This is a genomic window from Haemophilus parainfluenzae (genome assembly GCF_003252755.1).
GTDB classification, from domain to species: Bacteria; Pseudomonadota; Gammaproteobacteria; order Enterobacterales; family Pasteurellaceae; genus Haemophilus_D; species Haemophilus_D parainfluenzae_N.
Map to the genome: position 1 here is coordinate 195,505 of NZ_QEPT01000003.1, position 18,244 is coordinate 213,748.

The 18,244-nt window shown below is 40.0% G+C and carries 18 protein-coding genes; 15 read left to right on the forward strand and 3 right to left on the reverse strand.

The window, feature by feature from the left end; translation table 11 throughout:
* The first annotated feature begins 21 nt into the window (after positions 1-21).
* Together DPV95_RS05570 and DPV95_RS05575 are read left to right on the forward strand one after the other, a co-directional pair.
* Positions 22-1,632, forward strand: coding sequence for a DNA recombination protein RmuC (locus DPV95_RS05570; RefSeq protein ID WP_049368086.1), 1,611 nt, complete (start codon positions 22-24; stop codon positions 1,630-1,632).
* Between the two features lie 81 nt (positions 1,633-1,713).
* Positions 1,714-2,271, forward strand: a complete 558-nt coding sequence (locus tag DPV95_RS05575) for a TIGR00645 family protein (RefSeq protein ID WP_049368085.1) — start codon at positions 1,714-1,716, stop codon at positions 2,269-2,271.
* 39 nt (positions 2,272-2,310) lie between these two features.
* Here the strand turns inward: DPV95_RS05575 and hslR are convergent, their stop codons facing one another.
* Positions 2,311-2,706, reverse strand: a complete 396-nt coding sequence (gene hslR, locus DPV95_RS05580) for a ribosome-associated heat shock protein Hsp15 (protein ID WP_049368084.1) — start codon at positions 2,704-2,706, stop codon at positions 2,311-2,313.
* Between the two features lie 64 nt (positions 2,707-2,770).
* Here hslR and nudE point away from each other — a divergent pair, with 64 nt between their 5' ends.
* The 11 genes from nudE to DPV95_RS05635 all read left to right on the forward strand — a co-directional run bounded on the left by nudE (position 2,771) and on the right by DPV95_RS05635 (position 12,425).
* Positions 2,771-3,319, forward strand: a complete 549-nt coding sequence (nudE, locus tag DPV95_RS05585; protein WP_049368083.1) for an ADP compounds hydrolase NudE — start codon at positions 2,771-2,773, stop codon at positions 3,317-3,319.
* A gap of 115 nt (positions 3,320-3,434) precedes the next feature.
* On the forward strand, positions 3,435-5,435 hold the full coding sequence (locus DPV95_RS05590) for an OPT family oligopeptide transporter (protein WP_080351325.1): 2,001 nt from the start codon (positions 3,435-3,437) through the stop codon (positions 5,433-5,435).
* A 50-nt stretch (positions 5,436-5,485) separates the two neighbouring features.
* On the forward strand, positions 5,486-5,890 hold the full coding sequence (locus DPV95_RS05595; protein ID WP_049368082.1) for an HI_0559 family membrane protein: 405 nt from the start codon (positions 5,486-5,488) through the stop codon (positions 5,888-5,890).
* A 9-nt stretch (positions 5,891-5,899) separates the two neighbouring features.
* Positions 5,900-6,706, forward strand: a complete 807-nt coding sequence (gene cysQ / locus DPV95_RS05600; protein ID WP_049368081.1) for a 3'(2'),5'-bisphosphate nucleotidase CysQ — start codon at positions 5,900-5,902, stop codon at positions 6,704-6,706.
* Positions 6,707-6,778: 72 nt separating this feature from the next.
* The gene (gene zwf, locus DPV95_RS05605; RefSeq protein ID WP_049368080.1) at positions 6,779-8,260 is read left to right on the forward strand and encodes a glucose-6-phosphate dehydrogenase; all 1,482 of its coding nucleotides are present in this window, start codon (positions 6,779-6,781) and stop codon (positions 8,258-8,260) included.
* Positions 8,261-8,328: 68 nt separating this feature from the next.
* Positions 8,329-9,027 (forward strand): 6-phosphogluconolactonase, encoded by a 699-nt coding sequence (gene pgl / locus DPV95_RS05610; protein ID WP_049368079.1) that lies wholly within the window; start codon positions 8,329-8,331, stop codon positions 9,025-9,027.
* A 33-nt stretch (positions 9,028-9,060) separates the two neighbouring features.
* Positions 9,061-9,453 (forward strand): GNAT family N-acetyltransferase, encoded by a 393-nt coding sequence (locus DPV95_RS05615; RefSeq protein ID WP_111406793.1) that lies wholly within the window; start codon positions 9,061-9,063, stop codon positions 9,451-9,453.
* A gap of 19 nt (positions 9,454-9,472) precedes the next feature.
* Positions 9,473-10,003: a hypothetical protein gene (locus tag DPV95_RS05620; RefSeq protein ID WP_049368077.1), complete on the forward strand. Its 531-nt coding sequence runs from the start codon at positions 9,473-9,475 to the stop codon at positions 10,001-10,003.
* 235 nt (positions 10,004-10,238) lie between these two features.
* Positions 10,239-11,693, forward strand: coding sequence for a decarboxylating NADP(+)-dependent phosphogluconate dehydrogenase (gene gnd, locus DPV95_RS05625; protein WP_049368076.1), 1,455 nt, complete (start codon positions 10,239-10,241; stop codon positions 11,691-11,693).
* 78 nt (positions 11,694-11,771) lie between these two features.
* Positions 11,772-12,092, forward strand: a complete 321-nt coding sequence (locus tag DPV95_RS05630) for a DUF4298 domain-containing protein (protein WP_049368075.1) — start codon at positions 11,772-11,774, stop codon at positions 12,090-12,092.
* 129 nt (positions 12,093-12,221) lie between these two features.
* Positions 12,222-12,425, forward strand: a complete 204-nt coding sequence (locus DPV95_RS05635) for a YMGG-like glycine zipper-containing protein (RefSeq protein ID WP_005699726.1) — start codon at positions 12,222-12,224, stop codon at positions 12,423-12,425.
* 41 nt (positions 12,426-12,466) lie between these two features.
* Here the strand turns inward: DPV95_RS05635 and srmB are convergent, their stop codons facing one another.
* Complete coding sequence (gene srmB / locus DPV95_RS05640) at positions 12,467-13,795, reverse strand: ATP-dependent RNA helicase SrmB (protein WP_049368074.1); 1,329 nt, start codon at positions 13,793-13,795, stop codon at positions 12,467-12,469.
* Between the two features lie 70 nt (positions 13,796-13,865).
* Between srmB and DPV95_RS05650 the strand changes: the two genes are divergently transcribed.
* Positions 13,866-14,564, forward strand: coding sequence for a tRNA1(Val) (adenine(37)-N6)-methyltransferase (locus tag DPV95_RS05650; protein WP_049368073.1), 699 nt, complete (start codon positions 13,866-13,868; stop codon positions 14,562-14,564).
* 34 nt (positions 14,565-14,598) lie between these two features.
* On the opposite strand, the gene pnuC is transcribed toward DPV95_RS05650, so the two are convergent.
* Positions 14,599-15,282, reverse strand: a complete 684-nt coding sequence (pnuC, locus tag DPV95_RS05655) for a nicotinamide riboside transporter PnuC (RefSeq protein WP_049368072.1) — start codon at positions 15,280-15,282, stop codon at positions 14,599-14,601.
* A gap of 198 nt (positions 15,283-15,480) precedes the next feature.
* On the opposite strand from pnuC, the gene rapA reads away from it, so the two are divergent.
* Entirely contained in the window at positions 15,481-18,243 is a 2,763-nt protein-coding gene (rapA, locus tag DPV95_RS05660) for an RNA polymerase-associated protein RapA (RefSeq protein ID WP_049368071.1), read from the forward strand.
* The last annotated feature ends 1 nt before the right edge of the window (position 18,244 follow it).

Sequence of the window (18,244 nt, forward strand, 5' to 3'; positions counted from 1 at the left end):
TCCGTTTCCAGGAGCCTATTTATGTCAGAACTCACGCCTAATCAATATTTAATCATCATTGCTGTGCTGGTTTTTATCAGCATTGTGATGCTTTTTCTATTAAGCCGCAGCAAACGAGATACGCAAGAATTACAACAAGATCTCAATAAAACTATCGAAGATTACAATCAATTAGCGGAGCGTTTTGATTCCTTAAGTGCGGTCAAAAATCAACTAGAACAACAAGCTGTTAAAGCGCAAACTCATGCAGAAGGCTTGCAAACTCGCCTTAATGAACGTGATGAAAAAATCCAATATTTAGAAAAAGAATTGGATGAAGAACAGCTCCGACACGATCAAATTGGCGGGCAAATCACCGCATTAAAAGAACGATTTGGGATCGCTTCAGCACAAGCTGAAAGCTTGCAAGGTCAATTACAACAAGCGCAAGAAAATGTGCTACGAAAAGAACAAGAGCAGCAAAAAACGCAGGAAAAATTGACCGCACTTTCACAAGAATTAACGGAGTTGAAAACCACCCTTTCCGAAAAAGAAAAGCATTTTGCCGAACAGCAGCAACATATTGAGCAATCCAAACAACAGCTAGGCGTGGAATTCCAAAATCTGGCCAACCGCATTTTGGAAGAAAAAAGCCAATCCTTTAATCAGACCAATCAAACCGCATTGGAAACCTTATTGAAGCCTTTCCGTGAACAAATCGAAGGCTTTCAAAAACGAGTCAATGAAATCCATTCAGAATCCGTAAAAGGCAATGCGGGCTTAGAAGCGGAAATCAAAAAGGTGTTGGAAATTGGCTTAAATATGTCGCAAGAGGCCAATAATTTAACCTCGGCGTTAAAAGGTGAAAAGAAAACCCTAGGCAACTGGGGAGAAGTACAACTTGAGCGCGCGCTTCAACTGGCCGGACTCATTGAAAATGTGCATTACAGTGCACAAGCCCATTTTAAAGATGAACAAGGCGGTCGAAACTATCCTGATTTTGTGCTCAATCTGCCCGATGAGAAAAACATCATCATTGATAGCAAAATGTCATTGAATGCTTACGAAAGTGCGGTCAATTCTGAGGATGAATTTGAACGTGAGCGTTTACTAAGGGAGCATATTAAAGCCCTGAAAAATCACATTGATGACTTGCACCGCAAGGATTACAGCAATTTGATTGGCATGCGTAGCCCTAATTTTGTCTTAATGTTCATCGCCGTAGAACCCGCTTATATTGAAGCCTTAAAATTAGACCCAAGCCTGTTTAATTATGGTTATGAGAAAAATGTGATTATGGTTTCGCACACGACCCTTATGCCAATTTTACGTACTGTGGCGAATTTATGGCGTATCGAACGAGGCAACGCCGAAGCCAAAGAAATTGCAGAAAAAGCAGGCGAAATTTACAACCAGATTTGCCTGGTGGCAGAACGCTTGAACAAACTAGGCAACACGCTTTCCACTGTGAGCAATCAATACAACAGCACCGTCACCGCCCTTGTGGGACAACAAGGTTTAGTCGGGAAAGTGGAACGCTTTAAAGACTTGTCAGCGAAAGCTAACAAGAGCATGCCAAACGTTGAATTACTCAATAATGACGTGGACTTAACGCGCCTATCTCTTGTCACTACCGAGAACGGGGTAAAATAAAAAACATCGGTTGAATTTTTCTTTAAAAGCGGCTATTTTCTTGCCGCTTTTTTATTTGAATTTTTATTTATGAGGAATTTTATGGCAACGGAACAAAAAGAAATCTCGGATCCATGTGCAAAATATAATGAACAGACTAACTTTCTAAGCAAAACGATTTTTGCAAGTCGTTGGTTACAAGTGCCTATTTACTTAGGTTTAATTGTCGTGCAAGGCATCTATGCCTACAAGTTTATGAAAAACTTGTGGTATCTCATCACCAATGTTAATGAAATGGATGCGGACACCATTATGCTCGCCGTACTCAATCTCATTGATGTGGTAATGATTGCTAACTTATTAGTAATGGTAACATTAGGCGGTTATGAGATTTTTGTTTCAAAACTGCGCACGAAAAACCACCCTGATCAACCTGAATGGATGAGCCATGTGAATGCAACTGTACTGAAAGTCAAACTTTCTATGTCAATTATCAGTATTTCGTCTATCCACTTATTGCAAACCTTTGTGAATGCCTCAAAAATTCCTGAAAAAACAATCATGTGGGAAGTGATAATTCATTTTTCTTTCTTGATTTCAGCGATTGCAATGGCTTATACCGACAAAATCCTATACAGCACAAGTCATAAAAATCATTAATACAAAAAGTGCGGTCAAATTCGACCGCACTTTTGTTTTCTAGAACTCATCTTGGTGTTTAAATTTCAATAAATCTCGACGTTCTTTTTTGTTTGGACGACGATCAGGATGCGGCATCGAAAGTGCATTATTTTTTCTTGCCCATGCCATTTCTTCGCGTTTTTTCACACTCTGTGCCGTTTCTTGGTAAAGCAGTTGGGCCTCGGGGGCGCCACGGCGTTGGTCACTCAACGCAATCACTTCAATTTCTTTTTCATCGTTGCCTTGACGTAGCTTAATCATGGCACCGATTTCTACATTTTTACTTACTTTAGCTCGTTGACCGTTGTAATGTACTTTGCCCCCTTCAATCATCGCTTTCGCAATGCTACGGGTTTTATAAAAACGCGCCGCCCAAAGCCATTTATCTAATCGTACTTCGTTATTTTCAGCCATAACTCTTCCTATTTCTCTCACTTTGCGTATGATGAGCCAATAACAAGATAATAGGGCTAATATCATGAAAAAACAACTTCCACACATTCTCTCCCTTTCCACCGTGGCAAAATCCCGCTTGTTTGAAATTCAAGCTGTCGATCTCAAATTCTCTAATGGCATTGACCGCACTTATGAACGTTTTCGCCCTTTCAATCGCGACTCCGTCATGGTGATTGCAATTGATGGAGAAGATCTACTCCTGGTTCGTGAATATGCCGTTGGAACGGAACAATATGAATTAGGCTTTGTAAAAGGTGGTATGGATACGGGAGAAACGCCCGAACAAAGTGCGAATCGCGAATTGCAGGAAGAAATTGGCTTTGGGGCAAAAAAATGGAAGTTTTTACGCACGATGAAGATCAATCCACAAATCATGGGGCATAAAATGCACGTTTTATTAGGTGAAGATCTATACCCAAATCAACTGGAAGGGGATGAACCCGAACCACTAGAAATCGTGCGTTACCCTTTATCTCAACTTGACGCCCTGTTGGATAGTGATGAATTTAATGAGGCAAGAAACTTAACCGCACTTTATACCTTGCGAGATTATTTAAAAAAACGTAAATAAATTGAAGAAATTTAGATAAATTCTAATTGCAAGCGATTAACTTTAAATAAAACTTGAATAATTATTCTTTTTTTGAGAATGTATAGTCATTTTTCAAAAATAAATAGGAAAATTTATGTCTCATGATAATTTAAAAGAATTGACCTTCCGAGGAATGTTCCTTGGGGCGTTAATTACAGTGATCTTCACTGCATCTAACGTTTATTTGGGTCTTAAAGTGGGGATGACATTTGCCTCCTCCATTCCGGCTGCCGTAATTTCTATGGCAATTTTAAAATTCTTCAAGGATTCCAGTATCTTAGAAAATAACATGGTGCAAACCCAAGCTTCATCAGCGGGGACATTGTCTTCTGTTATTTTCGTTCTTCCAGGCCTGTTAATGATGGGTTACTGGCAAGAATTCCCATTCTGGCAAACTGTGCTTATCTGTGCCTCTGGTGGTACGTTGGGCGTACTATTCACTATTCCATTACGTCGTGCGATGGTGGTAAACAGCGACTTACCTTACCCTGAAGGTGTGGCGGCAGCTGAAATCTTAAAAGCGGGTAATAATGACGAAAGCGACAGTGGTGTAAAAGATATCGCTTATGGCGGTATTTTTGCAGGAACCGTTGCGTTCCTAACCAACGCATTACGTGTCATGTCTGACAGCGCAAGTGCATGGTTCTCTAACGGTAAAGCCGTTTTCCAATTACCGATGGGATTCTCTCTTGCATTAGTCGGTGCGGGTTACTTAATCGGTATCGTGGGCGGTCTTGCAATGTTATTCGGTACATTCCTCGCTTGGGGTGTGGCTGTACCTTATTTCACTGCAACAGGTGATATGCCAACCGATGCTTCAATTGTGAGTTACGCCATGACCGAATGGAAAACCAAAGTACGCTTTATTGGTGTGGGTACTATCGGTATTGCAGCGATTTGGACATTATTAATCCTTCTCAAACCAATGATTGAAGGGATGGTTCATTCTTTCCGTATGTTAAAAGGCTCACAAGCTGAATCAGAAAATCGTATTGATATCGACTTATCGCCAAAAACCATTATTTATATTTTATTGGCGACCGTTGTATTAATCGTGATTTCCTTATATCACTTCGTTGCAGCCGCACCAATTTCTGCTGAACTTGCCGTGTTATTAGTCGTGGTTTGTACGCTACTTGCGGTGTTAATTGGTTTCTTCGTCGCAGCGGCATCAGGTTATATGGCGGGATTAGTTGGTTCATCTTCCAGCCCAATTTCAGGTATCGGGATTATTTCCGTGATCGTGATTTCACTTGTTTTAGTGACAATTGGTAAAAGCAGTGGCTTATTTGAAACGGCAGACGGTCAAAAATTCTTAACCGCATTGACCTTGTTCACCGCATCTATCGTATTAACCACAGCAACTATTTCAAACGATAACTTACAAGATTTAAAAACTGGTCTTTTAGTTGAAGCAACACCTTGGAGACAACAGGTTACGTTAATCATTGGTTGTTTCGTTGGTGCATTAGTAATTGCGCCGGTATTAGAAATTTTATACCACGCTTATGGTTTCACGGGTGCATTACCACGTCCAGACATGGATCCAACACAAGCACTTTCTGCGCCACAAGCAACCATTATGACCACTATTTCAAAAGGTATTTTCACCAATCAATTAGAATGGACTTACATTTTAAGTGGTGTAGGTTTAGGTGTTGTATTAATCATTATTGATGCGCTTATGCGTAAAACAACTAACAATCGCTTCGCGCTACCAGTATTAGCGGTTGGTATTGGTATTTACCTTCCACCATCAATCAATATGCCGGTTGTGGTCGGTGCGGTGATGGCATGGCTTCTCACACGCAATATTAAGAGCTACGCAAAACGCACTAACGATACTGAAGTGGAGAAAAAAGCAGAACGCTTCGGTACACTTTTCGCGGCTGGTTTAATTGTTGGTGAAAGCTTAATGGGCGTTATCTTAGCCTTCATTATCGCGGCATCTGTAACATCTGGCGGCTCTGAAGCACCATTAGCCTTAGCGTTAGAAAACTGGGATAATATAGGCGAATTACTCGGTCTTGCTGTGTTTATCTTCGGTGTCTTTATTTTCGTTTCTCGTGTATTACGTGCGAAGAAATCGAAATAATGGATGAAAATAGGCTGTCCTCGGATAGCCTATTTTTCTAGGAGCTTAAGGTGTCAACTCAATCCCCTTATTTGAAAGCGATTATTATCTTCCCACTAGTTACGCAGCTGATAGGCAGTGTTATCGCTTATGTCCTTTTCGACCTAGACGACTACAGAGAAGGCTATTTCGACTCTGCGTTATTTGGTTTCTTTCTGACATTTTGGCCTCTCACTGTTCCGGCGATAATCAATGCTTACTTTGCCAAATGCAGAGGCTATCTACGCCATCACTGGAAGAAGATTCTCCTTTTTTCATTTATCATTATTTTTTGTTATTGGAGTATCGGGAATGTCGTGATCGCACCAAATACGAAATACCTCACTGACCGTATATCCTTCATCTTAGGCGGCTCTGCCATCATGGCAATCTATACGACAATTTTCCTCTCCTTGTTATTACCGAAATCAAAGTAGAGAATAAATATGCAATTATCTCAATCTCTTCTCGATCAAGTCCTCACGCTTGCTAATGAAGCGGGAAAACATTTGGCTCGTTTTTACCAACAGGATGTGGCAATACAAACTAAATCGGATAACACACCTGTCACAGAGGCGGATTTATTTGTCAGCCAGTTTTTAATTGAAAAACTGACCGAACTTTTCCCCGATATCCCTGTTCTTTCAGAGGAAAACTGCAATATTCCCTTTGAACAACGCCAAACTTGGCAAACCTATTGGTTGATCGATCCCCTTGATGGCACACAGCAATTTATTGATCGCACAGATCTATTTTCCGTTTTGATCACACTTGTGCAAAACCATCAACCCGTACTAGGTGTTATTCACTTCCCTATTTTGAATATCACCTATTACGCCATGAAAGGTTTTGGGGCATTCAAACAGAGTGACAAAGAGATAAAAGCCTTACAGCCAAGAAAAATCGATCTTACTCAACCGTTAAAAATCGCCGTAGGCGCCACCACCTCACAAGAAAAAGTGCGGTCAATTTTGGCGAAGAATGTGGCATGCGAATTTACGGTGGTTGGTTCAAGTAGTTTGAAAAGCGGTTTGGTCGCAGAAGGCGCGGTTGATTGCTATGTTCGCCTCGGCAAAACCGGCGAATGGGACACTGCTGGCGCTGAAATTTTATTAGCTGAAATCAATGGTGGAATTTTCGATCCACACTTTCAGCCACTCACCTATAACCAGCGTGAAAGTTTAATTAATCCAAACTTTGTGATGGTGTCAGATAATACACAAAATTGGGCATCTGTCTTTCAATTTAATTGATTGGTTCGATTGGTAAAGTGCAGTAATATATTGCATTATTTAAAAACGCTACTCGGAACAATAAGGAATAATATGCAAACGAATAATAACTGTATCGTAATTTTTGGTGCTTCCGGTGATTTGACTCACCGTAAACTCATTCCAGCACTTTATAATCTTTTCAAATTTGGGCGTTTAAACAAATTTTCTGTATTAGGTGTCGCTCGTTCAGAATTAAACGATGACACTTTCCGTGAGAAAATGCGCGAAGCACTTCTTCAAACAGAAGAAACTACGCCTGAAACGCTCGAAGAATTCTGTAACCATCTCTATTACCAAGCGGTAAACACATCTGATGCGGCTGATTACGGTAAATTAGTACCCCGTTTAGAAGAATTACATACTAAATATCAAACGAATGGCAACACGCTTTATTACATGTCCACCCCGCCAAGTTTATATGGTGTGATTCCAGAATGTCTTGCAGCTCATGGTTTAAACACAGAAGAAGACGGTTGGAAACGGATTATTGTCGAAAAACCTTTTGGTTACGATGAAAAAACAGCACAAGAACTCGACGTCCAAATTCATCGTTTCTTTGAAGAACATCAAATCTATCGTATCGACCATTATCTTGGTAAAGAAACCGTGCAAAACTTACTTGTTTTACGCTTCTCAAATGGTTTATTCGAACCGCTTTGGAACCGTAATTACATTGATTATGTCGAAATTACGGGAGCCGAAGCCATTGGTGTAGAAGAACGTGGCGGCTATTATGATGGTTCCGGTGCAATGCGTGACATGTTCCAAAACCACTTACTACAAGTTCTTGCCATGGTTGCCATGGAACCACCTGCTATCATTAATGCGAACTCAATGCGTGATGAAGTGGCCAAAGTCATGCACTCTTTACGTCCATTAACGCAAGATGACGTTGAGCATAATTTAGTGCTTGGTCAATACATTGCAGCAGAAATTGATGGCAAAGAAGTCAAAGGTTATTTACAAGAAAAAGGCGTGCCTTCTAACTCTCGCACTGAAACCTTTATGGCTTTACGTTGCGAAATCGAAAACTGGCGTTGGGCGGGCGTACCTTTCTATGTACGTACCGGTAAACGCTTACCGGCACGTGTGACGGAAATTGTGATTCATTTCAAAACCACACCACATCCTGTATTCAGTCAAAATGCACCAGAAAATAAATTGATCATCCGTATTCAACCCGATGAAGCCATCTCAATGCGTTTCGGCTTGAAAAAACCAGGGGCTGGCTTTGAAGCCAAAGAAGTCTCAATGGATTTCCGTTATGCTGATTTAGCCGATGACCAAGTCCTGACGGCTTATGAGCGCTTATTACTCGATGCGATGAAAGGTGATGCGACACTCTTCGCTCGTACTGATGCCGTTCATGCTGCATGGAAATTCGTTCAACCAATTTTAGACTACAAAGAAGCAGGCGGTCGAGTTTACGAATATGAAGCCGGCACTTGGGGACCCGTTGCAGCCGAAAAACTCATTGCGAAAAGTGGTCGCGTATGGCGTAAACCAAGCGGCAAAATGAAGAAAAAGGTTTAATCATTAATCGCAAGCCTTCTTCCCTACAAGCGGAAGAAGGCTTATATCCAATATAAAGAGAAGCAAACATGAACACCATCACCTTCCCAACGGCTCAACACGCTGTTGAAAAGATCGCCCAAGAATTTGTGATTTATAGCCAATTAAATCATCCTGTAAATATTTCCCTTTCTGGTGGTTCAACACCTAAGTTGTTATTTAAAACCTTAGCTAAAGCGCCTTATGCGGAACAAATTAACTGGAAAAATCTGCATTTTTGGTGGGGTGATGATCGCATGGTTCTTCCAACCGATTCAGAAAGCAACTACGGTGAAGTGCAAAAACTCTTATTCGATCACATTCAAATTCCTGCAGAAAATATCCACCGAATTCGTGGCGAAAATGAACCGAACTTTGAGTTAAAACGTTTCGAAGAAGAATTAAGTGCGGTCATTCCAAACGGTGTTTTTGATTGGATTATTTTAGGTATGGGGACTGACGGTCATACTGCTTCTCTCTTCCCACATCAAACCAATTTTGATGATGAAAACCTAGCTATCATTGCTAAACACCCTGAAAGTGGTCAAATTCGCATTTCTAAAACCGCCAAACTCATTGAACAAGCGAAACGCATTACCTATTTGGTCACTGGCGAAAGCAAAGCAGACATTCTAAAAGAAATCCAAACCACGCCAGCAGAAAATCTGCCTTATCCCGCAGCAAAAATTAAAGCAAAAAATGGGGTGACGGAATGGTATTTAGATAAAGCGGCGGCGAAATTGCTATAACAGGTTGAGTATCAAATATCACAGGCTTGCAAAATGATAGACTACAAAGTGAATGAACCAATTTCAGTTAAACAATTTATTGAATTGCTAAATAAAACAACGCTCGGGGCACGCCGTCCGTTAGAGGATGAAAAACGTGTCGCGGCAATGTTGCACCATGCGGATTTATTAGTCACCGCTTGGGATGATGAACGATTAGTGGGTGTGGCACGTTCGGTGACGGATTTTGCCTATTGCTGTTATTTATCTGATTTAGCAGTTGATGAACAATATCAAAAGCAAGGTATCGGCTTGCAGTTAATTGATCACACTAAACACGCCTTACATCCACAAGCCAAAATTGTGCTTTTATCCGCTCCACAAGCAGTGGATTATTATCCACATATTGGATTTACTCAACATATGAGTGCGTGGACGAAGAGTTAAAAATGTGTAGGAAATGTTAATGTATAAAATCAATAAAGATTTTGATTTTCTTAAAGAAATCTTCTTAAAATTTTTTCAACAAAAACATGTTATTAATCGTTTAAATGATATTGATCGATTAAATATTTCAGGGTGGGAGATATGGCTACAAGTTGAAATGCTTATTTTTCTCTGTGCACAAGATAATGTTCAAGAAGCCTATCGTGAAGAACGATGTTTTATGGATCAAAGGAAAGAAAAATTAAAATCTTTATGTGCTATTGATTTTATTGTTCGAGAGAAAGGTGCTCATAGCTTTATTCCTATAGAAGTAAAACAAAATATGGAAGCTTCTGCTTGTATCAGAAATATGATCAAAGATTTAGAAAAATATAATAATATCAGACAACTTGAGTTGCCTAGTGAAAGAGATCTATGGCTTATAGGTATACATCGTAAAGTAGAACAAGATTATTTATTTAAGTTAATAGATGAGAAGATAGATATAAATCATAAATATGTATTTACACAAGAAATAAAAAATACAAATTTTATGTTTACGTTATTTTAGCTTTGAAATAGGTGTAAAATATTTGCATTTTACCCTTTTTGATAGCGCGCGTCTTCCGACGCGTGCTGATAACTTCTTAAATTATAAGGCACGTGTCGGAAGACGCGCGCCAGCATAAGTAAAAAATAATTGAAAAAACGACCGCACTTTTTGCGTGTAGTCATGTGGTACAACTTGTTGCACCAACATATTCAAATCGGTACAACAACTTGTACCCTACAAACAGGAGAAAACAATGTCAGTAAAAGGCGACATCGGTGTTATCGGCTTAGCCGTAATGGGGCAAAACCTCATTTTAAATATGAATGATCATGGCTTTAAAGTCGTGGCATATAACCGTACCACTTCAAAAGTGGATGAATTTTTACAAGGTGCAGCAAAAGGCACAAATATTATCGGTGCATACTCTTTAGAAGATTTAGCTTCTAAATTAGAAAAACCACGTAAAGTGATGTTAATGGTGCGCGCGGGTGATGTAGTGGATCAATTCATTGAGGCATTATTACCGCACTTAGAAGAAGGCGACATCATCATTGATGGTGGTAACTCAAACTATCCTGATACCAACCGTCGTGTAAAAGCATTGGCTGAAAAAGGCATTCGCTTTATCGGTTCGGGTGTTTCTGGTGGTGAAGAAGGTGCGCGTCATGGACCATCTATCATGCCGGGTGGTAACCACGAAGCATGGCCATATGTTAAACCAATCTTCCAAGCCATCTCTGCTAAAACAGAACAAGGCGAGCCTTGCTGTGACTGGGTTGGCGGTGAAGGCGCTGGCCACTTTGTGAAAATGGTTCACAATGGTATCGAATATGGCGATATGCAATTAATCTGTGAAGCTTACCAATTCTTAAAAGAAGGTTTAGGCTTAAGCTATGAAGAAATGCAAGCTATCTTCGCAGAATGGAAAAAAACTGAACTTGATAGCTACTTAATCGATATCACGACCGATATTCTTGGTTATAAAGATGCTGATGCTGAACCATTAGTTGAAAAAATCTTAGATACAGCTGGCCAAAAAGGGACAGGTAAATGGACGGGTATCAATGCATTAGATTTCGGTATTCCATTAACCTTAATCACTGAATCTGTCTTTGCTCGTTGCGTATCCTCATTTAAAGATCAACGTGTTGCCGCTAACCAATTATTCGGCAAAACAATTCAACCTGTTGAAGGCGATAAAAAAGTTTGGATTGAAGCGGTACGTAAAGCCTTATTGGCGTCAAAAATCATTTCTTACGCACAAGGCTTTATGCTGATTCGTGAAGCCTCTGAACAATTTGGCTGGAACATCAACTACGGCGCAACCGCATTATTATGGCGTGAAGGTTGTATTATCCGTAGCCGTTTCTTAGGTAACATTCGTGATGCATATGAAGCAAATCCAGATTTAATCTTCTTAGGTTCAGATAGTTATTTCAAAGGCATTTTAGAAAACGCATTAAGCGACTGGCGTAAAGTGGTGGCAAAATCTATCGAAGTAGGTATCCCAATGCCTTGTATGGCATCTGCTATTACCTTCTTAGATGGTTACACTTCAGCCCGTTTACCGGCAAACTTATTGCAAGCACAACGTGACTACTTCGGTGCACATACTTATGAGCGCACTGACAAACCACGCGGTGAATTCTTCCACACCAACTGGACGGGTCGCGGTGGTAATACTGCATCCACCACTTATGATGTGTAAGTAAAAAACTCGTGATAAACTCACCGCACTTTGTTCGCATAAAGTGCGGTTTATTTTTACCTTATTTTGGAGAAACCTATGTTACCTCAATCACGCTTAGATAAAATTTCAGAAATGGAAAATCTTCTCAATGAAGCAGAGAGTTTCTTAGCTGACGCAGAACAATTTCTTGAAAAATGGCAGACCTTCTTACCAAAAATGAAAACCTTAGAACACTATTATTTTGATGGTGACTGGCGAGAAGATTATCAAGCTTATGAGGATGGTAAGATCCCAGAGGATATGCCTTGTGGTGTATTAAGTGAAGATTTAGTGTTTAATGCGAGTACGGGGCATCATAGTTTGGCAATTGAATATTTGAAAGTGGTTACGAAAGTATTAGATCAAGCTAAAGATTAACATTCAATATATTTAATTGTTCAGAAAAACAGCGAAAAACGCATATTTTTGAACTTTCATTCATCTCTGTTTGTCTTAGGGATTACTATCAATATGGATAGTTTTATATGTTAAACACGGAGAGATCCTATGAAATTAATTGGAAAATCACTTGTTATCGCGATGACTGTTATTTCTCTTGCTGCATGTGGAAATATGAGTCGTACTCAAAAAAATACAACAGCTGGCGCCGCTATCGGTGGTGCAGCAGGCTATATGCTTGGTGGTAATGCCGCAACCACATTAGGTGGTGCCGCATTAGGTGGCGTAATCGGTAGCCAAGTCAATAAATAGTCAAAAAAATAACCGCACTTAATGAGTGCGGTTGTTTTTTATTATTTCTCGGCTGTTTTTTCTGCGCTTGGCTTACGGCGTTTACCAATGTTTTTCGTATCTTTATGACGCAGTTTAGCTTTCTTCTTCACGTCTGCTTTTTTCTTTTCTTCACGCTTTTCTTTAATACGTGCTTTTTGCTTTTTAGACATGGATTTTACTTCCCCATCTTTCGGTGGTTTAGTACGAGGTTCTAGCCCTTCTAAAATACGCGCTTTTAAAAGCTCTTCCGTATAGCGTTTAATTTTACCGAGCAATTTGTAATCATGTGCTTCAACAAAAGAAACAGCCGTGCCTTTTTTTCCTGCACGAGCCGTACGACCAATACGATGTAAATAAGTATCTGCACTATAAGGTAAATCGAAGTTCATGACGTGTGTGACATCATCAATATCAATCCCACGTGCGGCGACATCAGTAGCCACTAACACAGTAACAACACCTGATTTTAATTTATCAATGGCGTTATTACGTTGCGTTTGCGCCATATCGCCTTCTAGATAAGTAGAGCGAATGCCACGTTTACGCAAAGTTTCAGAAAGCTCACGCACATCTTCACGACGACGGACAAACACAATACCTCTGCTAACTTTTTCGGTTTCGATGAAACGTGCAAGCAACTTAATTTTATGTTCATTGCTATCGGCGTGATAATACCACTGGTTGATTTTCTTACGCTCACGGCGACTTGGCTCGGCATCAATTTTTACCGGGTCATTCAATAAACGTTCTGCAAAATCAACTAATAACTCCCCTTCTAATGTCGCTGAGAAGAGGAGCGTTTGTTTACGCCAACGTGTTTCAGCAGCAATTTTCTCCGCATCTTGCCCAAAGCCCATTTGCAACATGCGATCTGCTTCATCAAAAATCAGCATTTCTACCGCGCGACAATCAAAGTTCTCTTCTTTGATGTATTGCAATAAACGTCCTGGTGTTGCCACCACGATATCCTGATTTGAATTAAACACTTCCCCATGATTTTGATACGCTACACCGCCTGTAATCGTAGCAATCTTCAAATGCGTGAATTGCGCCAATTCTTCCGCTTGTTCCGCAACCTGCATCGCTAACTCACGAGTTGGTGTTAAAATTAAAATGCGAGGCGCACCAGGTTTACGACGGGGATAATCCAATAAATGCTGAATCGCTGGCAATAAAAATGCAGCAGTTTTACCTGTACCTGTTGGTGCAGAACCTAACACATCACGCTCTTCCATTGCAGCCGGAATCGCTTCTAATTGGATGGCAGTTGGGCGAGTATAACCTTTCTTTTCTAAGGCCTTTAATAATTCAGGGGAAAGATCGAATTCTTCAAATGGGGATAAATTCATTATTTTGCGTTAATTTGTTAAAATTGGGGCTGATTATACCTGAAAGTGCGGTCATTTTCCGCAAGATTTTATGAGCAGCTTTACCTTCAAACAATTCCATATTAATCAACAACATTGTGCAATGAAAGTCGGCACAGACGGCATTTTACTGGGTGCTTGGGCGGATGTATCTGATTGTCAGTATATTCTAGATATGGGGACTGGCACAGGCTTGGTTGCATTAATGCTCGCCCAACGAAGTCATGAGCATTGCCAAATTGAAGCCGTTGAACTTGATCCCCTTGCAACACAACAAGCACAAGAAAACTTCCAGGCTTCGCCATGGCACAATCGCCTTTATTTAACACACCAAGATGTGCAAACTTATTGCCAACAAACAGCACATCAATTTGATTTAATTGTGGCGAATCCGCCTTATTTTGCGCAAGGCGTTGAATGTAGAAATAATGAACGAGCACTTGCCCGTTATGTTCAACAAAGCCATTTAGATTGGTTAAATTGGGCGGCGAGTTGTTTATCCGAAAAAGGAAAAATCAGTTTTGTCTTGCCTTATGAGGCGGGGAAAACATTGATAAATTCAACCGCACTCTGTTGCATTAAGCAGACTGATGTCATTACAAAGACAGGGAAAGATCCACAACGGATATTACTCACGTTTAGCCGAGAGCATTTACCACAGGTAAAAGATAGCTTGGTGATTTATAACGAAAACAATCAGTACACAGAGGAATTTATTGCGTTGACGAAGGCATTTTATTTGAAAATGTAAGGGCATATGACTATGCCCTTTTTTATTGATGTGATTAGTGACTTTCCGCTTTGACGAGTTTCGTCCAGTTGTAATAACCATATAATGAGTTAAGTAAGTAAGCACTATACATTAAGTACATCGCTGGCTGCTCTGCCCAAAGTAAAATGGAAAGCACATTTAAGACAATCCACAATAACCATTGCTCACGATAACGCAAAATCATCAATAATTGTGCCGCTACGGTGATAATCGTGGTTAAACCATCTAATCCTGTAGAACTCCCGCCCGCTGCTTTTAAAGCCTGCACAAAGCAGAATGTCCCAATCCCAACACTCACGAGTAAAATTGCCCAACCTTTTGGTGTTAAAGCTTTTGCAATTACACTTTCACTGCCATTATCGTTTTGCATGTGTTGTTTCCACATAAAATAACCGATAAATTGTGATGGAATATACACATAGAGCACCGTATTCATTTCGCCCAGGAAATTGTTTCTCCATGCGACATAAAAATAGGTGTAAGCAAAAATAAGCCCAAAGAAATAGTTGCTAATTTTTCCTTTACTCACCAATACTACACAGAGAATACCTGCAATACCCGAAATCATGCCTAATGGGCTATCTGGCGCAAGAACATAAGCAATAATTTGCGCGGCAAGGAAAATAACCACCCATACCACTTCAAAAGGCTTCCAACCGGATAAAAATTCTTCTTTAAGTCGTTCTGTCCAATTCATGGAACACTCCTGTTTTATAAAAAGTACGCCATTTTTACACCGCACTTTTTTAAAGTAAAGCATAGCGAGTATTTAATTTGATTATTGTGAGATAAATCACACTTTATTTTTCATACTTTTAGATGGCCATGCCTTGCTTTCCCTTATAATCAGACTACAATATCGCCCCATTTTAAGAGATTCATTAAGAGGAAGATGATGTCATTTGCAATCGGTCAACGTTGGATTAGCGAAACAGAAAATAGCCTCGGATTAGGCATGATTACAGACTTAGATTTCCGTTCAGTTACCCTTCACTTTCCCGCCACAGATGAAACCCGAATTTATGCGGTGGCACAAGCTCCCTTAACCCGAATTGTATTGAATAAAGGGGAACAACTTCATCACCAGGCAGGTTGGCAAGGTGAAGTTCTTGATGTTCAAGAAATGAATGGTCTCTTATTTTATTTAGTCAAAAATGCGCAAGGCGAAGACGTTATCGTCAATGAAAAAGAACTTTCTCCGATAATTTCTTTTAGCCAAGCGAAAGATCGCCTCTTTTCATCGCAAATTGACCGCAGTGAACATTTTGCGTTGCGTTATCAAACTCTTCTACATCAACAAGCTCAATTCCAATCGCCTTTGCGTGGATTACGAGGCAATCGTGCGGGTTTAATTCCTCATCAACTTCATATCGCGCAAGAGGTAGGAAATCGTGTCAATCCTCGTGTACTCTTAGCGGATGAAGTGGGGTTAGGTAAAACCATTGAAGCAGGGATGATTTTGCAAAACCAGCTTTTTACTGAAAAAGTACAACGTGTATTAATTATTGTACCTGAAACCTTGCAACATCAATGGCTTGTTGAAATGCTTCGTCGTTTTAATTTACATTTTTCATTATTTGATGAAGAACGTTGTGAAGATTTTGCCGAACAAGCTATCAACCCATTTAGTACAGAAAGCTTAATTATCTGTGCATTAGACTGGTTGAAAGCCCATCCCAATCGTGTACAACAAGCTATTGAAGCTGAATTTGACTGTTTAATTGTCGATGAAGCGCATCATTTAGCTTGGTCTGAAAATGCGCCAAGTGCCGCTTATTTATTAGTAGAACAATTAGCGAATGCTATTCCATCTGTTTTATTACTCACCGCAACGCCTGAACAACTGGGTTTGGAAAGCCATTTTGCACGTTTACGCTTGCTTGATCATGAGCGTTTTTACGATTATCAAGCATTCTTGAAGGAGCAAGAAAACTATCAGCCTGTTGCGGATGCTGTGCAATCTTTACTCTCAGAGAAGCCGCTAAGTGCGGTCGAAAAAAATCATATTTCTGATTTACTCAATGAGCAGGATGTCGAATCATTATTCAAAGCTTTAGCCTGTCATAATGATGAGGAGAAACAAGCTGCGCGACAAGAACTCATTCAAAATCTCATCGACAGACATGGCACAAGCCGTATTTTATTTCGCAATACACGCCAAGGTGTAAAAGGTTTCCCGCATCGGGTTTATCACCAAGTAACGATTGATGCGACTGAGGGTGATGAAAAAATTCATTGGTTAATTGATTTCTTAAAATCACACCGAAATGAAAAAATCTTAGTCATTTGTAAAACAGCACAAACGGCAATTCAACTTGAGCAAATTTTACGAGAAAAAGAAGCCATTCGCATTGCTGTTTTCCATGAAAGAATGTCGATTATTGAACGAGATCGTGCAGCGGCTTATTTTGCAGATACTGATAATGGCGCACAAGTTTTACTGAGTTCAAGCATTGGTTCTGAAGGGAGAAACTTCCAATTTGCTTGCCATCTCGTACTCTTCGATTTACCAGAAAATCCTGACTTACTTGAGCAATGTATTGGCCGTTTAGATCGCATCGGGCAAACGCGAGATGTACAAATTTATGTACCCTGCCTATCAGGTTCTGCACAGCAAGATTTAGCACGTTGGTATCATGAAGGATTAAATGCTTTTGAACAAACTTGCCCTATTGGTATGGCATTGTTTGAACAATATGAAACTTTATTAAAAGTGCGGTCAGAAAATAAAGCAGATTTTGAGCAACTCATTCTCCAAACGCAAAAACAAGCAAAAGCATTGCGTTTAGCCTTGGAAAAAGGTCGTGATCGTTTGTTAGAATTAAATTCTAATGGTGGTGAAAAGGCACAACGACTTGCGGGAGAAATTGCTCAAACAGATAATTCGCCACAATTAGTCAATTTTGCACTGAATTTATTTGATATTATTGGTGTAGAACAAGATGATTTAGGTGAAAACAGCATTGTCATCACGCCAACAGGCACCATGCTTGTTCCTGATTTTCCAGGACTAAAAGAAGAAGGTGTCACAGTAACTTTTGACCGACAACTAGCCCTTGCGCGTGAGGAATTAGAATTTCTTACCTGGGATCACCCAATGATTCGTCAAGGCATTGATTTAATCGCTTCTGGCGACATTGGCAAAGCAGCAATGGCATTATTAGTCAATAAACAACTGCCTGCTGGCACGCTACTGGTTGAATTGATTTATATGATTGAAAGCCAATCACCAAAAGGCTTGCAACTGAATCGTTTTCTTCCACCTACACCAGTTCGATTATTGCTGGATAGCAAAGGAAATGATCTCGCCGGACAAGTTAATTTTGATACATTGCAAAATAAACTTAAGCTACTAAGCAAAGACATTGCAAATAAAATGGTCAAAATGGCTCGTCCAAATATTGAGCAATTAATTAAACTAGGCGAGCACAAAATAACTGAAATTGCACAAGCTCAAATTCGAGAAGCCAGTAGATTAGCCGATCAAACATTGAGCACTGAGCTCAATAGACTTATAGCCTTGAAAGCAGTAAATAAAAATATTCGCCAGGTGGAAATTGATGTATTAGAAAAACAACGTTTAGTTTCTCTAGAAGAATTAAGTAAAGCAAGCTGGCGACTAGATAGCCTTCGGGTAATAGTGACAAACAAGGAATAAT

Coding starts and splice junctions, on each gene's coding strand:
- pnuC (WP_049368072.1), bottom strand. CDS start 15,282: ATGAATTGGACAGAACGACTTAAAGAAGAATTTTTATCCGGTTGGAAG.
- DPV95_RS05650 (WP_049368073.1), top strand. CDS start 13,866: ATGAGCAGCTTTACCTTCAAACAATTCCATATTAATCAACAACATTGT.
- zwf (WP_049368080.1), top strand. CDS start 6,779: ATGCAAACGAATAATAACTGTATCGTAATTTTTGGTGCTTCCGGTGAT.
- pgl (WP_049368079.1), top strand. CDS start 8,329: ATGAACACCATCACCTTCCCAACGGCTCAACACGCTGTTGAAAAGATC.
- srmB (WP_049368074.1), bottom strand. CDS start 13,795: ATGAATTTATCCCCATTTGAAGAATTCGATCTTTCCCCTGAATTATTA.
- cysQ (WP_049368081.1), top strand. CDS start 5,900: ATGCAATTATCTCAATCTCTTCTCGATCAAGTCCTCACGCTTGCTAAT.
- DPV95_RS05615 (WP_111406793.1), top strand. CDS start 9,061: ATGATAGACTACAAAGTGAATGAACCAATTTCAGTTAAACAATTTATT.
- hslR (WP_049368084.1), bottom strand. CDS start 2,706: ATGGCTGAAAATAACGAAGTACGATTAGATAAATGGCTTTGGGCGGCG.
- DPV95_RS05575 (WP_049368085.1), top strand. CDS start 1,714: ATGGCAACGGAACAAAAAGAAATCTCGGATCCATGTGCAAAATATAAT.
- DPV95_RS05620 (WP_049368077.1), top strand. CDS start 9,473: ATGTATAAAATCAATAAAGATTTTGATTTTCTTAAAGAAATCTTCTTA.
- DPV95_RS05630 (WP_049368075.1), top strand. CDS start 11,772: ATGTTACCTCAATCACGCTTAGATAAAATTTCAGAAATGGAAAATCTT.
- nudE (WP_049368083.1), top strand. CDS start 2,771: ATGAAAAAACAACTTCCACACATTCTCTCCCTTTCCACCGTGGCAAAA.
- DPV95_RS05570 (WP_049368086.1), top strand. CDS start 22: ATGTCAGAACTCACGCCTAATCAATATTTAATCATCATTGCTGTGCTG.
- DPV95_RS05590 (WP_080351325.1), top strand. CDS start 3,435: ATGTCTCATGATAATTTAAAAGAATTGACCTTCCGAGGAATGTTCCTT.
- rapA (WP_049368071.1), top strand. CDS start 15,481: ATGTCATTTGCAATCGGTCAACGTTGGATTAGCGAAACAGAAAATAGC.
- gnd (WP_049368076.1), top strand. CDS start 10,239: ATGTCAGTAAAAGGCGACATCGGTGTTATCGGCTTAGCCGTAATGGGG.
- DPV95_RS05635 (WP_005699726.1), top strand. CDS start 12,222: ATGAAATTAATTGGAAAATCACTTGTTATCGCGATGACTGTTATTTCT.